The 13,372-nt window shown below is 52.0% G+C and carries 11 protein-coding genes; 2 read left to right on the top strand and 9 right to left on the bottom strand.

Features of this window, described 5'->3' with window-relative positions; all coding sequences use genetic code 11:
• Positions 1-105: 105 nt before the first annotated feature.
• Positions 106-2,253 (top strand): DUF4157 domain-containing protein, encoded by a 2,148-nt coding sequence (locus HY774_15965; GenBank protein ID MBI4749983.1) that lies wholly within the window; start codon positions 106-108, stop codon positions 2,251-2,253.
• 20 nt (positions 2,254-2,273) lie between these two features.
• Here the strand turns inward: HY774_15965 and trpA are convergent, their stop codons facing one another.
• The 9 genes from trpA to HY774_15920 form a co-directional block, all read right to left on the bottom strand.
• Positions 2,274-3,077, bottom strand: coding sequence for a tryptophan synthase subunit alpha (trpA, locus tag HY774_15960; protein MBI4749982.1), 804 nt, complete (start codon positions 3,075-3,077; stop codon positions 2,274-2,276).
• Positions 3,058-4,236, bottom strand: coding sequence for a tryptophan synthase subunit beta (trpB, locus tag HY774_15955; protein ID MBI4749981.1), 1,179 nt, complete (start codon positions 4,234-4,236; stop codon positions 3,058-3,060). Before trpB ends, trpA begins: the two co-directional genes overlap by 20 nt.
• The gene (locus HY774_15950; protein MBI4749980.1) at positions 4,166-4,465 is read right to left on the bottom strand and encodes a hypothetical protein; all 300 of its coding nucleotides are present in this window, start codon (positions 4,463-4,465) and stop codon (positions 4,166-4,168) included. Before HY774_15950 ends, trpB begins: the two co-directional genes overlap by 71 nt.
• A gap of 74 nt (positions 4,466-4,539) precedes the next feature.
• Positions 4,540-5,154: a phosphoribosylanthranilate isomerase gene (locus HY774_15945; protein MBI4749979.1), complete on the bottom strand. Its 615-nt coding sequence runs from the start codon at positions 5,152-5,154 to the stop codon at positions 4,540-4,542.
• Complete coding sequence (locus HY774_15940) at positions 5,151-5,918, bottom strand: indole-3-glycerol-phosphate synthase (GenBank protein ID MBI4749978.1); 768 nt, start codon at positions 5,916-5,918, stop codon at positions 5,151-5,153. The genes HY774_15945 and HY774_15940 overlap by 4 nt, the downstream gene beginning before the upstream one ends.
• The gene (trpD, locus tag HY774_15935) at positions 5,899-6,885 is read right to left on the bottom strand and encodes an anthranilate phosphoribosyltransferase (GenBank protein MBI4749977.1); all 987 of its coding nucleotides are present in this window, start codon (positions 6,883-6,885) and stop codon (positions 5,899-5,901) included. Before trpD ends, HY774_15940 begins: the two co-directional genes overlap by 20 nt.
• 136 nt (positions 6,886-7,021) lie before the next feature.
• A complete protein-coding gene (locus tag HY774_15930; GenBank protein MBI4749976.1) occupies positions 7,022-7,612 on the bottom strand; it encodes an aminodeoxychorismate/anthranilate synthase component II in 591 nt (196 codons plus the stop codon).
• A gap of 291 nt (positions 7,613-7,903) precedes the next feature.
• A complete protein-coding gene (locus tag HY774_15925) occupies positions 7,904-9,358 on the bottom strand; it encodes an anthranilate synthase component I family protein (protein ID MBI4749975.1) in 1,455 nt (484 codons plus the stop codon).
• Between the two features lie 207 nt (positions 9,359-9,565).
• Complete coding sequence (locus HY774_15920; protein ID MBI4749974.1) at positions 9,566-10,495, bottom strand: bifunctional 3-deoxy-7-phosphoheptulonate synthase/chorismate mutase; 930 nt, start codon at positions 10,493-10,495, stop codon at positions 9,566-9,568.
• Positions 10,496-11,038: 543 nt separating this feature from the next.
• On the opposite strand from HY774_15920, the gene HY774_15915 reads away from it, so the two are divergent.
• Positions 11,039-13,366: a hypothetical protein gene (locus HY774_15915; protein ID MBI4749973.1), complete on the top strand. Its 2,328-nt coding sequence runs from the start codon at positions 11,039-11,041 to the stop codon at positions 13,364-13,366.
• Positions 13,367-13,372: the final 6 nt, after the last annotated feature.

Here is a 13,372-nt window from a genome sequence, read left to right as displayed (position 1 = left end):
AGTAGTCAGTAGTCAGTAGTTCACTAAGTTCATTTTATTGAATGACTTGAATGTTTTCTAATACGACCGCTTCATTCCAAAATGGTATAAGACGTCCAAAGGAGAATGAAAATGGGAACTTTTGCTCAGAAAAACGGTGAGTCGCAATTGAAATCAACCACAAGTCCATTCTCCCGAGAACAATCAACAATTCAGTCTCCGATTCAGATGCAGCCGGCTGTTCATCAAAATAGCCGTCTGGCTACGGCGGTTCAATTGCAGCAGAAACTCAATCAAAGTCCACAAGTCCAGAGACAAACGGCACTGGCAACCGCCCTTTCAAACCGCTCCAGTACACTTCAACCAACGCGAACCATTCAGCGTCAGGAATTATTGGAAGAAGAAGAATTGATGGAAACCCAGCCTGATACGGATTCCATTCAACTGATGTCAGCTTCCGTTGGTGACCTGCCTGAAGAAGACGAAGAGCCGGTTCAAGGAAGGTTTGAGGTGATCCAGCGAAAGTCCATTCCTGGCGCCTCGAACGCAACCGATGTTGAAACGGAAGCCATTCGAACTGCAGCGTTGGCCGGAGTTCGAGCACCTGTCCAGCGATTTCCATTTGCTGAGCAGATTCAACGCTCATTTGGAAAACACGACATCAGCCAGATCCAATCCCATACTGGCTCAGACGCGACAAACAGCGCCAAAGCCATGAATGCAAAGGCGTTTGCAACTGGCAATCACGTGGTGTTTGGTGGAACACCAGACATCCGCACTGCCGCGCACGAAGCCGCCCATGTGATCCAGCAACAGGCGGGTGTCCATCTGGCCGGAGGTGTCGGCAAGGTCGGCGATGTGTATGAACAACACGCCGATGCCGTCGCCGAACGTGTGGCCGCTGGTCGGTCAGCCGAAGATTTGCTCAACCAGTTTGCCGGAAAAGAAAGTTCGGCGGCGGAACCAACGATCCAACGGGCAACCCTCACCACCTATGGAGGGACGTTTACCGATACAGGTTATGCCGCAATGGACATTAACCGGGAGGTTGACCCGACTCGTGTTGGCTGCAGTATGCTTCTCAGGTTTGAAATTTTCCCGTTTGTTGCCTGTGAAAAATATGGACTGGTACAAATGGTTGATTATCAGGATGATGGGGCTCCAGCTTATCCGGCTGGCTGGCCAGATACCCAAAACCGTGCGGTCAATCCAGGTCAGTTTATTGATAAGAAGCAAGAATACATCAACCCGGTGTTTACTGGCGGCAACCCGGTTGCCATCTTCCAGGGGCAAGCCAGTTATAACCAGTTTCTGTTAACCCTCGATGAGGAACAAAGCGAGATCATTGAGGAAAAGGCAGAAACTGATGATGACAGTGGATGGGTCATCATTGACGTGGATTTTAGCCGTGCACAGCGGATCACCTTAGGCGATGTCGTGATGGGGGTGCTGGGTGAACATATGGAACCAGCCACCGGGTTGGGTTATCCTGGTGACAGAGATGTGTTGACCTTTTCAGGACGAGGCACTGACCTGGAGGATGACGATGACGATGACGATGACGAAGAGGAAGAGGAGGAAGAAGAGGAAGGAAATGCAACTCGCCCGGCAATGATGTATGACCGTCCAAGCCACCCGATGACCCAGACGAGGTTGGCCCAGGATGCGGTGACCTCATCGCGGAGATTTGAGACAGCGGCATTATGTATCAAAGGCACCATGGATGGGACGTACCTTGGCTCAGTCGAGTGGGGCTTTTATACCCGCAACGACCAGATTCATTTGTATCCGTTCAGAATTGTTTCAATGGGTTCGCCTTCACTGAATTTTCAGGCAGCAGCCCAGGGTTGGAATCAATCCACTGTGACAATGGGGAACCGGCAGGTGGCTCCGATGCAACTTCCCGCCAATTCAGCCGCCCCGGTTGCCGCGGCTCCAGCTACGCGTGACGCGCTCGCTACCCGGATTAATCAAGTACGAGGGTTAATCCACGGCATCACACCCCCAGTTGGGGAAGCACAAATCAATCAAATGAAGAATTTACGACTTGAAGCCGGATTCCTGATGGTATTGGTTTTCCTACGAGCCGGGGACGTCGCCGCCGCGGATGACACAGTGGCCATCCAGCACGGTGAGTCACTTCGGGACTTTGCCTTCCGCACCACCGGAAACCGGGACAATTGGGTTGAGATCATGGCCCTCAATCGCAATGTCATGAACACGCTTACCGGACCACAAGTCAACCAGCAACTGCGGATTCCAAGGGCAGAATAAAACGAATGGTGAAAGCGGTGTCAAGCCACCGCACTCCACATTGCCTTCAGAAATGGTCGCAACACGGCATCGAGCGGCTGGCCGTTGGCTTCCTGGATGAGCTGGATAATCTTTGAGCCGGTAATCACGCCATCGGCGCCAAATTCGAGCATCCGGCGGGCGTGCTCAGGCGTGGAAATTCCAAAGCCGACACACAATGGAATGGGCGTGTGTTGACGAGCCGTCGCCAATAAATTGTGCAGGGCATGGTCAAAGCGCTGCTCGGTGCCGGTAATGCCAAGCCGGGAAACGACATACAGAAATCCTCCGGCGTGCTCGGTGATGATTTTTAACCGCTCAGGGCTGGTCAGCGGGGAAATAATAAAAATCGGCGCAATCCCATGTTTCAAAGCCGTTTCGGCGACCTGCGGCGCCATTTCAGGGGTTAAATCCGCAATCAAAACCCCATCAACTCCGGCCTGGGCCGCCTGCTGGTAAAAACCGTCAATTCCTTTGGCCAGCACGGTGTTGAAGTAAACCAGCAATCCAATTGGAATTTCAGCGTCCAGTTTTCGAACTTCCTCGATCAACGCAAACGCGTCTTTGACTTTAAACCCGGAAGCCAGCGTTTCAAATGTCGCCCGCTGGATGATGGGGCCATCCGCAATCGGGTCGCTAAACGCCATACCCAGTTCCAGTGCCGAAGCCCCGCTTTCAATCATCAACCGAATTGTCTCCAGGCAGCGGTCACGGTCCGGCCAACCCAGCATGGTAAAGGGAATAAAGGCTTTCTGGCCCGTTTCACGGAGCGTCGCAAACCGCCGATCATACCGATTGAGTGTCATAATTCATCACCTGCTGCAAATCTTTGTCGCCACGACCTGACACATTGATCAAAAGGGTAGTGCCTTCCGGCAAGGTTCGGGCCATTTTTTCGGCATAGGCCACCGCATGCGAACTTTCCAGCGCCGGGATAATGCCTTCGGTTTCACACACCAGATGAAAAGCCGCAATGGCTTCGGCATCGGTGGCTGATTCGTAGCGGGCGGCGCCAATATTTTTCAAAAAGGCGTGTTCCGGACCAACTGACGGGTAATCGAGCCCGGCGGAAATGCTGTGGGTCTCAAAAATCTGGCCGTCTTCGTCCTGCAACACCAGGCTCATCATTCCGTGGAGCACTCCTGGCGTTCCTTTGGCCAAAACGGCGCCGTGTTCGGGTGTTTCCAGTCCCTTGCCGGCGGGTTCCACACCAATCAATTGCACCCCGGCATCGTCGCGAAACGCTGTAAAAATTCCAATGGCGTTTGACCCACCACCGACACAGGCCAGCACGTAGTCAGGCAATTTTCCGGTTTGTTCAATCATTTGCCGCCGGGCTTCGTCGCCGATGATGCGCTGGAAGAATTTTACCATCGAGGGAAATGGATGTGGGCCGGCGGCGGTTCCCAGCACATAGTGGGTTGACCGCAGGTTCGAAATCCAGTCGCGCATCGCCTCGTTAATCGCATCTTTGAGCGTCCGGGAACCGCTTTTCACACCGTGCACTGTGGCACCGAGCAGGCGCATGCGAAACACATTCTGTTCCTGGCGCTGCATGTCCACTTCGCCCATATAAATTTCGGTTTCAAGCCCCAGCAACGCTCCGGCCATCGCTGTTGCCACGCCATGTTGACCGGCGCCAGTTTCGGCGATGATCCGCGTTTTTCCCATCCGTTTGGCCATCAGCGCCTGACCAATCGCATTGTTGGTTTTATGTGCGCCGCCGTGGAGCAAGTCTTCACGTTTGAGAAAGACATTCACGCCCCACCGGGCCGAAAGATTGCGAGCGAAATAGAGTGGCGTGGGCCGCCCGGCATAGTTTTTGAGCAACCCGGTAAACTCAGCCTGAAATGCCTCGTCGCTGCCTAAAACCAGATAAGCGGCTTCGAGTTCTTCAAGCGCCGGAATCAGCGTTTCGGGGACATACACCCCGCCAAAAGTTCCAAAGGTTCCAAGTGATTTCATAAAATGACAAGATGACCAGATGACAAGGTGACTGGGTGACAAGGTGACCAGGTGACTGGGTGACTGGGTGACAAGGTGACCAGGTGACTGGGTGACAAGGTGACCAGGTGACTGGGTGACAAGGTGACCAGGTGACTGGGTGACAAGGTGACCAGATGACAGCGTGACCAGGTGACTGGGTGACAGCGTGACCAGGTGACTGGGTGACAGCGTGACCAGATGACCACAACTTTTGTCACTTTGTCATTTGTCACCTTGTTATTTGTCACCTTGTCACTTTGTCATTTGTCACCTTGTCAGGTTTCAAATTCGGCAGGCTTCACAAAAAGCCCGCACTTTGTCCGGGTCTTTGATACCGGGGGCAGCCTCGACGCCGCTGGCAACGTCAATTCCAAATGGATTGAGCTCGTCAATCGGCTTTCGAACCGTTTCATGTGACAGATTCCCGGCAAAAAAGAAGGGAAGTTTCAGTTCCAACCCACGAAGGGTGGCAATTGGGTCAAACGTTGGGATTGGCTCATGAAACCGCTTGGGGCGATCAAATAACAGATACCTGGCACAACTGGAATATTGATCAATGGAGTCTTGATTGAGCTGGTCGGTCAATTCCAGAACTTTGATCACCGGAGTCGAAAGAGTTTGGCAATAGTCGGGTGACTCGTGGCCGTGTAATTGCACAAAATCGAGCGCCAGACGGCGGGCGGCTTCGGCCACAAAGGTGGCGGGTGCATTTCGGAAAACGCCGACGATTGAGATTCGCCCGGAAACGGCTTTGCGAATCTGTTCGGCAATCGTCATCGAAAGGCAGCGCTGACTTTCTTTGACAAAAATCAATCCAAGGTAGTCAGCACCTGCCGCGACGACCATTTCAGCATCGTGAATGGACGTAAGTCCGCAGATTTTTACCTTCGTCGTCATATTGAGGTCAGCTCCTCTAAGGTTTGGGAAAGCGTGGTGGTTTGCATCAGGGCAGTTCCAACCAGAAATCGGGTACAAAAAGGGAGGAGTTCTTCAATATCGGATCGGCTTTGAATGCCACTGGCTGAAATCGCGATGGTGTCTTTCGGGATCAACGGTGCCAGGTGACGGGTCGTTTCAAAGGAAATTTCAAAGGTATCCAGGTTGCGATTGTTGATAAGCACGACGCGGGGCCGGAGTCGGAGGGCGCGTTCAAGTTCTGCCTGGGTTTGGACTTCGATCACGGCGGACATTCCAAGTTGTCGGGTCAATCCAGACAACTCCGCAAGTTCAACATCAGTCAGGATTTTCGCGATGAGCAAGACGGCTTCGGCGCCGGCCAGTCGGGCTTCATAGACTTGCAACGGGGCCAACACAAAATCTTTGCGCAATACTGGCAAGCTTGTGTTTTTGACCACATCGTTCAGTAAATGAAGGCTGCCGTGAAAAAATTTCTCATCGGTTAAAACCGACAGGGCTGAGGCAAAGCGGTGATATTCCTTCAAAATGGCGTGAATATTCACCTCTTCCTGGAGCACACCCGCCGAAGGTGAAGCTGGTTTAATTTCAGCAATCACCTTGACTGAATTGCCGGCCAGTGTGCGTTCAAAGGCAAAGCTGCCTGGTTCCAGATCGGTTGAGAGTTCCTCGGGAAGAAACCCGACAGTGCGCGTCGCCAGTTCAGCCCGTTTGTGGGCCACAATGTCATTGAGCGTGATGGGCATAAGCGGTTGTTACCTGAGTGACCAAGGTTTTGACCCGCCCCGTGGCGAGCAGTTCACGAGCCAGATGGGTGCCTTCTTCAATGGATGATGTCACGCCAGCGGTAAAAAAGCCGGCACCGGCGTTGAAACAAACAAACTGGTGTTCGGGCGTGTTGACCAGTTCGCCTGCGATCATCTTTTGAAAAAGGAGGAGGTTTTCACCCACAGTATACCGCAGTTCAGGGTGACTGGAACGAAGTGTATTCACTGGTGATAGTTTCAGTTCCTGAGTCACGCCCTGAGAAACATCAAAACAGCGATTGCTCGCAAACGGGGTCAGTTCATCGAGTGTTTTATCTCCACAGACAATCAAGGAGCGACGGTTCGTCTGGTCCTGACTGAGTACGCGTGCCACGTGCGATTGCATTTTGGGGTGTGAAACGCCCATCAAGCGGTAGGCCGGGTTTAAGGGATGGAGCAACGGCCCTACAAAATTAAAAATGGTTCGTACCCCAAGCGTTTTTCGAAGTACCGTAAACGCTCTCAGTGCCGGATAACATTGCGGAGCAAACAAAAACGCCAGCCCGGTTGATTCAAAAATGGCCCGCGTGTGGTGAAATGAAACCACGGCTGGAATGCCCAACTGTTCCAACAGGTCAAAACTCCCGCTCTGGCTGGTGATGGCCCGGTTTCCGAATTTCACCACCTTCACGCCGCCCGCCGTGAGAATAAAAGCAACCGTGGTCGAGACGTTGAAGTGCGGAATGCCGCTTCCACCCGTTCCGCAGCAATCCAGAAATGGTTCCGCAATGGTGAGCGGGCACTCGTTGGTTTCGCGCAATACCTGGACGATTCTCGCAAACAGGGCCGCGTCTACCCGGTCTGGTGTTAAACCTGCCAGCAATTCGCGGGCATCAGGTTCACTCAACCGAAGATGAATTAAGTCGGAAATATCGGCGGCACCGATTGCCAGGGGTTGGAATTTCATTTCAATCCTGCAACTCGTTATTTCATTTATTTTCCACGGGTTACACTCGCTGACGCTCCCTCCACCCGAGGCTTTAACTCTTTCGCCCTCTCCGAGGACTTGAGAGACTATTTTTCAATTTGCTCATTTGCTCAGGTCAACATCTATTCAAAAAGTTTTGGAGCAATTGAGCGCCTTCGGGCGTCCCGATGGACTCAGGGTGAAATTGAACGCCATACAGCGGTTTGGAACGATGCTGCAGGGCCATAATCAGCCCCTGTGTCGCTTCGTGGGCAGTTGGGATCAAATCGGCTGGAAAGTCTTGATCTGAAACCAGAAGCGAGTGATAGCGCATGGCTCGAAATGGATTCGGAAGGCCCTCAAATAAAGGCGAATCGTGCGTGATGTTCACCAGACTGGTTTTTCCGTGAACAATTTGCGGTGCCTGGATCAATGTTCCACCCAAAAACTGAGCGATTCCTTGATGGCCAAGGCACACACCAAGCACCGGACAGCCGAGCTGGTCAAAGCGGGTCACAACTTCGCGACAAACGCCAAAATCAGTCTGATTTTTGGGATGACCGGGTCCTGGCGAGAGTACAATTCGCGACGGTCGCCGCTGTGCAATCTCATCAAAATCAATTTCGTCATTACGGAAAACTTCAATTGATTCAGAGGTTTGTGCCTGCATGACTTGATACAGGTTGTAGGTAAACGAATCGTAATTGTCGAGGATCAAGACTGACATAGAGAGACCTTTTAGGGTTCGGGGTATAAAAACAGGGTTCGGGGTTCGGGGTTCGGGGTTCGGGGTTCGGGGTTCTTCGAAGGGATGAAGGATGAGGGATGAGGGATGAAAGAAATCACCTTTTTCACCCTGCCATTTTGTCATCCTGTCAGAGCTTTGGGTTCCGGTTTCCGGGTTTTCGAACTTAGGTCCTTTTTGTCCTTTTTGTCTTTTAAACCCTGAACCCTGAACCCCGAACCCTGAACCCTGAACCCTGAACCCCGAACCCTGAACCCTGAACCCAACTGGATTTCACGAGTGTCTGGTTGAAACAATCGCCCGAAGGACGCTCCTGGCTTTATTTCGGGTTTCTTCATATTCGGCCTCCGGGTCGGAGTCATACACCACACCCGCACCTGCATTCAGATGGGCGACACTGTCTTTGACCAGTGCTGACCGAATGGCAATCGCACCGTCCGCGTTTCCATTAAAATCAATGTACCCAACCACGCCTGAGTAAATCCCCCGCTGTTCAGGTTCAAGCTGAGCCAGAAGTTGCATGGCTCTGATTTTGGGCGCCCCGGAAACCGTCCCACGCGGAAAACAGCTCTGAAAGACGTCAAACACCGTTTTGTCAGCCCGAAGCGTGCCGCTGACCTCCGTTGCCAGATGCATGACGTGGCTGTAGCGGATGATTTGCGCAATCTCGCCGACAGCGATACTTCCGACTTCACAGACTCGTCCCAGGTCGTTGCGTTCCAGGTCAATCAACATGTAATGCTCGGCCAGTTCTTTTTCATTTGATTTGAGTTCCTGGGCCAACGCTTCGTCGGCTTCGGGAGTGGTACCACGTGGGCGCGTCCCTGCCAGTGCCCGCAGCACGACTTTTCCCTGGCGACATTCAACAAAGGTTTCTGGAGACGAACCGAGATAGGTAAACCCAGGGAATTTCAGAAAATAGGCATACGGGGAAGGGTTTAAGCTGATCAAATTGCGGTAGATATCAAACGGCTGGCTTTCAATCGGCACAAAAAACCGCTGGCTCGGCACAATCTGAAACACTTCGCCCGCGCTGATATACTCTTTGCATTTCCTGACAACACTACAAAACTGCTCGCGATCAAACACGGTTTGGACGCCTTCAAAAAGATCAGGTTCGGTTGTCGGAGGTTGGGGAGCAATCAGCGGGCGGAGCGAGTGAGGTGAAGTGGTGAGTTTTTCAAGCAGGTGGTCGAGGTGTGACTGGCTTCGGTACGAGATAAACTTGATTTTCCGGTAGAGGTGATCAAACACGATGAAGGTGTCATACAGCCCATAAAACCCTTCCGGAATTCCAAACGGGCTCGTTTCCGGTTGCGGAATTCGGTCGAAATACTGCGTTGCCGCAGAGCCCAAATATCCGACGAATCCTCCGGCAAACGGAAAGTCAGGCGGTAACGTTGCCCTAAACCCTTGCCGTTCTTCAGCTAGCAGCGTTTCCAAAACTTTCAAAGGATTGTCAAAGCAAAATTCAGTCGTGGTCTTTGTTTCGGTTCGAATGACGGTTGCCGTTCCGTTTTGGAATGTAACGGTCAACACCGGGTCCATCCCAAGTAACGAATACCGTGCCAGCCGGGTATCGCCTTCAGCACTTTCAAATAAAAAGGCCGTCGGTTCGTCAGAACACAGTTTGTGAAAGAGCGATGCTGGTGTTTCAACATCGGACAAAACCGTGACCATAAACGGCAGTTCGGTGGTTGAGTGTGGGGCTGAATTTTGCTTTGACATAGTGGTTTGTCCCTGGTCAGTAGTCAGTTAGTCAGTAGTCAGTAGTCAGTAGTCAGTAGTCGAGTGTTGGGATTTTGAATTATCTATCAAGTGGATTTGGTTCTATTTGAGTCATTTAGGAGCAATTCTCTTCAGGAAATCCACGGATTCAACGATCTGGTTTTATCTACTGACTACTGACTACTGACTATTGACTACAAGCTGGTATTACAGAGCAACACATTCAAACATGGTCCGGCCAACCGCGCTGGCCACTGGTTCGATTTGGGTCAGGAGCCGGGTGAAATCTTCCAATGAAATGGCTTGATCGGCGTCCGAAACCGATTGCTCTGGAACCGGATGGATTTCGACGATCAATCCATCGGCGCCAACCGCCACGGCAGCCCGCGAGGTCGGCAGAATCAAACTCCGTTTCCCAGTGGCGTGGCTTGGATCAACAATCACCGGCAGGTGGGTTTGTTCCTTGAGCAGCGCCACTGAGGCCAGATCGAGCACGTTGCGAGTGGCCGGATCAAAACTGCGGATCCCCCGTTCGCACAAAATCACGTTTGGATTGCCAGAGGCCAGAATGTATTCGGCAGCGAGCAGAAATTCTTCAATCGTGGCGGCCAGTCCGCGTTTGAGCAGCACCGGGCGATTGATTTTCCCAAGGGCTTTGAGCAGTTCGAAATTCTGCATATTGCGCGAACCAATCTGGATACAGTCGAACTGGTCAACGGCCAGTTCAAGCTGTTCAAGGCTCATCACTTCGCTGACGATGGCCAGTCCGGTTTCGCGGCGGATGGCCTGGATGATTTCGAAGCCTTCTTCGTGGAGTCCCTGGAAGCTATAAGGGGAAGTTCGGGGTTTGAAAATGCCGCCGCGCATACAGGAAATGCCGTTGGCAACGAGGGTGTCGGCAACGAGGCGGGCCTGGGTGTAAGACTCGATGGTACAGGGGCCGGCAATTACCACCAGTTCTGAACTCCCGACCACCGAACTTCCCAGCGGTATCTGGGTTTGCCGGTTCGGGGCGGACTTTGCGACGAGAAGGGAGGGTTTCATCGTGTTTGATCTCGCTTTCTGTGGGCTGAAAAAGTGTTCGGAAAAAGCAAAAACCGCAGGCCCCTGAGTTTGGGGGCCTGCGGTCTTTTGAATTTCGTTGGTGTTTTGATTTCACACGGCAACGCTTCAGGTTGACACAATTGGGCAGGCCACCGGCGGGCTAAACCAGTAATACCACCAATATTGTGCCGTAAAGAATTGCGTGTTCATTCGAGTCCTGAAAATGTATGAAAGCAGGTTGAAAATCTGGCCAAGATATAAGGAAACTTTCACGGATTTGTCAACCAGTATTTTTTGTGGCCTGGGTGGTTCCCTCGGTTTCCGCTTTTGGTTCAAGTTAAGAATTCAGTCTTTGAAAAACAGGTGGTACGGCTGAAAATTCAATGGGTTACCAAATTCCAAATGAATGGTTCAAACCGTACCGGAATTTCTTTTGCCTGCTGGGCCGGGTCAAGCCGGTTCGAATTCAAATCCGAGAAAATCCGAAATCAACCAGCAAACTTCGGAGGGGACTCACGCCACCTCGTTCTTTCGCAGACAAGCGGAAAACCTAAAAAACACCATTTGCAAAATTACGGAGTTATGCTATTACTCGGTAATCGAATTCTATTTTGTCTACTGAGGAACGCACCCGCCATGTCACCACAAGAACAATTGCAGATCGAAGAGTTACTGTCTGCTGGTGATCTCCAACAGGCTTTTTCGGTTATTGGAACATTTTCAACCCTCAAGCAAAACGAAATTCCCTCACTCTCCAAAGACATTTTACTGCGACTCGAAACCACGGATGGAATGAGCCATCAGTTTGTTTTGGGGTTGATGTCGCCTTCGGTTTCGGTTCGCCGATTTTGCCGAAAGTACCTGCCCAAGCTTGGAAACAGTGCGGCGAAATTCCTGTATTTTCATTTAATTGAGGCATTAGACTCTTTTCGACCAGTTTTAAGACCCCAGGACGGATTGGCCGGAAGTTACGCCGGGTTTGCCAGTCCGATAGCCCAACACATCATTGAGGAAGAATATTCCTGGGTTCCGCTGCGCAACAGTCAGTATGCCGAAGCCCACCGATATGCGATGGATTGCATTGAAATGATGGCTTCGACGTTGATTGCCATTCGTCCAGATTTTGGATTGCTGCTGGAGGAATATTTGATTGGGTTTGCCCAACTTCCGATTGAACAAACCTTTCAGGGGAACTCGGGGCGAGACCGGCAAACGCTCCAGTTTTATCGGCAGGCATTGGAAGAAACGCTCGAACCTGCCTGGTGGGGACTGATTAAGAAAAATGATGCCCAGGCGGTCAAAGCCGCCCAGACCTGGAGACAACATCAGTGGTTGATTGATGCCGACCCCTGGAGCAATGAAACCATTCTGAAACCGGTCCGGCCTTTGTATTCCCGATTTAATGTGCATCAAGCCCTGATATTTCAACAACTTGAGGAAAAATCAAAACTGGGGCTCCAGGGTGTTTCCCACGCAACGGTTGAGGAAACTCGACCCAAACCAAAGCCACTGGCCCCGGCAAAAAAAGCCGCACTTCCCCAACTGCCCGGTGTGGCGCCAGTGCCAGCCGGACCCGCGACCAAGCTGCTGACCAATCGGCTCAAGTTGTTCATTGACGTGCTCAAAACCCAACTTGGACGGAAAAAAGGCGGGCGGGCCAAATTCCTGGATTTGACCAAGATTTCGCTGCCGGAGTCTGGGGTTCGAACCGACCTGCGGAAATATCTGGCCCAACCGCGCCCACGTGATTTCATTTCCGAACTGGATCTGGCCAAAGCGCCGTGGGCCAATGACTTCCTGAAAGTGTTGATTGAAACCGCCAAACCGCAGGCCGCCAAAGTCAAACAACGCCGAGGGAATAAAACACTTCCTGCCTGGTCGGATTTTTCGGAATTTCGGGATTTCTTTTTCGAAGTCACCTGGGATTTGGAGCAACTTAACTACGTGGCGGGAATGTTCCTGCCCGAGACCCAACTGGAAACCTGGGTTGAGTTTTGGCGAACCGAAGTTGGCCTGTACGGACCAACCTTTGACCTCTGGCCGCCACTGCTCGAAATTCGTGAACAGCGCGGAATTCTGGCGGATTCGTTTTTCGCCCCCTGGTTAAAAGCCGGCGTTGACCAGCCAAACACCCAACTTGAATTTCAACTTTTGCTTGCACGGTTGTACCAGCGCCCGGAACCAATCGCTCACGAACTGGTTCGCGACGCCATTCAAAATCTTCCGCTCCCAACCGGCAAGGAAAATGACAGGCGCAAGGAATGGCACGAACCCTACTGCTGGTTGATCAACACCGCCTGGAATCGCCACGATGCTCTGTTATTAGCGGCAGCCTTTGAACGGAGCGCGATTCCTTTCTTTAAAAAAGGTGAACAACCCCTGATTCCGGTCATCAATGACCTCACCAAACCCAAATCAAGTGGTGCTCCGAAAACCCCTGAAACGCGTGACACACTCAAATTAAGAGAAGTTTGGACGTTTGTGTGTGATCAGGTTCCCCACCGAATCTCAAAAATCATCGAGTCACTGGTACGAACTATCGAAGTCGAAGAACTTGCACGGATGCTGCTGCCAATTGCGGCGGAAACGGTTTCTCAAGAACACTTTACGCCGGTGGCCAATTGCTTGCTCGCCCACACCCGATCCACGCAGCCAGCCGTCGGAACGCTGGTTTTTGAAATTATCGAAACCGCACCTGGTGTCTTCGAAGGCTGTTTTGAGGAGACGTTGAAGGCGGTTTTGGCCGGGGTGTCGAGTTCGTCGGTCGGAACCGCCAAAACGGCAGCCGCGGCAATGTGTTCGATGATCCGGCATTTTCGATTACAACATCCTGAGCCGCTGATGCTGGCCTTTGATCAGGCAATCACGGTTGAAACGGGGTCTGAGCTTTTGTCAGGGAAAGTGCCACCGAACTCAAAAGAAAATGGCTTCGACCCAAATGAAAATCGGGAAGTTGTTTTTTAACGCTCC

The sequence above is a fragment of the Acidobacteriota bacterium genome (genome assembly GCA_016208495.1).
GTDB lineage: Bacteria > Acidobacteriota > Blastocatellia > Chloracidobacteriales > Chloracidobacteriaceae > JACQXX01.
The sequence above is the reverse complement of the archived record's forward strand: the minus strand, read 5'-3'. Positions and strand labels throughout refer to the sequence as shown.

Coding starts and splice junctions, on each gene's coding strand:
- HY774_15940 (MBI4749978.1), bottom strand. CDS start 5,918: ATGCCCATCACGCTCAATGACATTGTGGCCCACAAACGGGCTGAACTG.
- trpA (MBI4749982.1), bottom strand. CDS start 3,077: ATGACACTCAATCGGTATGATCGGCGGTTTGCGACGCTCCGTGAAACG.
- HY774_15930 (MBI4749976.1), bottom strand. CDS start 7,612: ATGTCAGTCTTGATCCTCGACAATTACGATTCGTTTACCTACAACCTG.
- HY774_15925 (MBI4749975.1), bottom strand. CDS start 9,358: ATGTCAAAGCAAAATTCAGCCCCACACTCAACCACCGAACTGCCGTTT.
- HY774_15965 (MBI4749983.1), top strand. CDS start 106: ATGAAAATGGGAACTTTTGCTCAGAAAAACGGTGAGTCGCAATTGAAA.
- trpB (MBI4749981.1), bottom strand. CDS start 4,236: ATGAAATCACTTGGAACCTTTGGAACTTTTGGCGGGGTGTATGTCCCC.
- HY774_15945 (MBI4749979.1), bottom strand. CDS start 5,154: ATGACGACGAAGGTAAAAATCTGCGGACTTACGTCCATTCACGATGCT.
- HY774_15915 (MBI4749973.1), top strand. CDS start 11,039: ATGTCACCACAAGAACAATTGCAGATCGAAGAGTTACTGTCTGCTGGT.
- trpD (MBI4749977.1), bottom strand. CDS start 6,885: ATGAAATTCCAACCCCTGGCAATCGGTGCCGCCGATATTTCCGACTTA.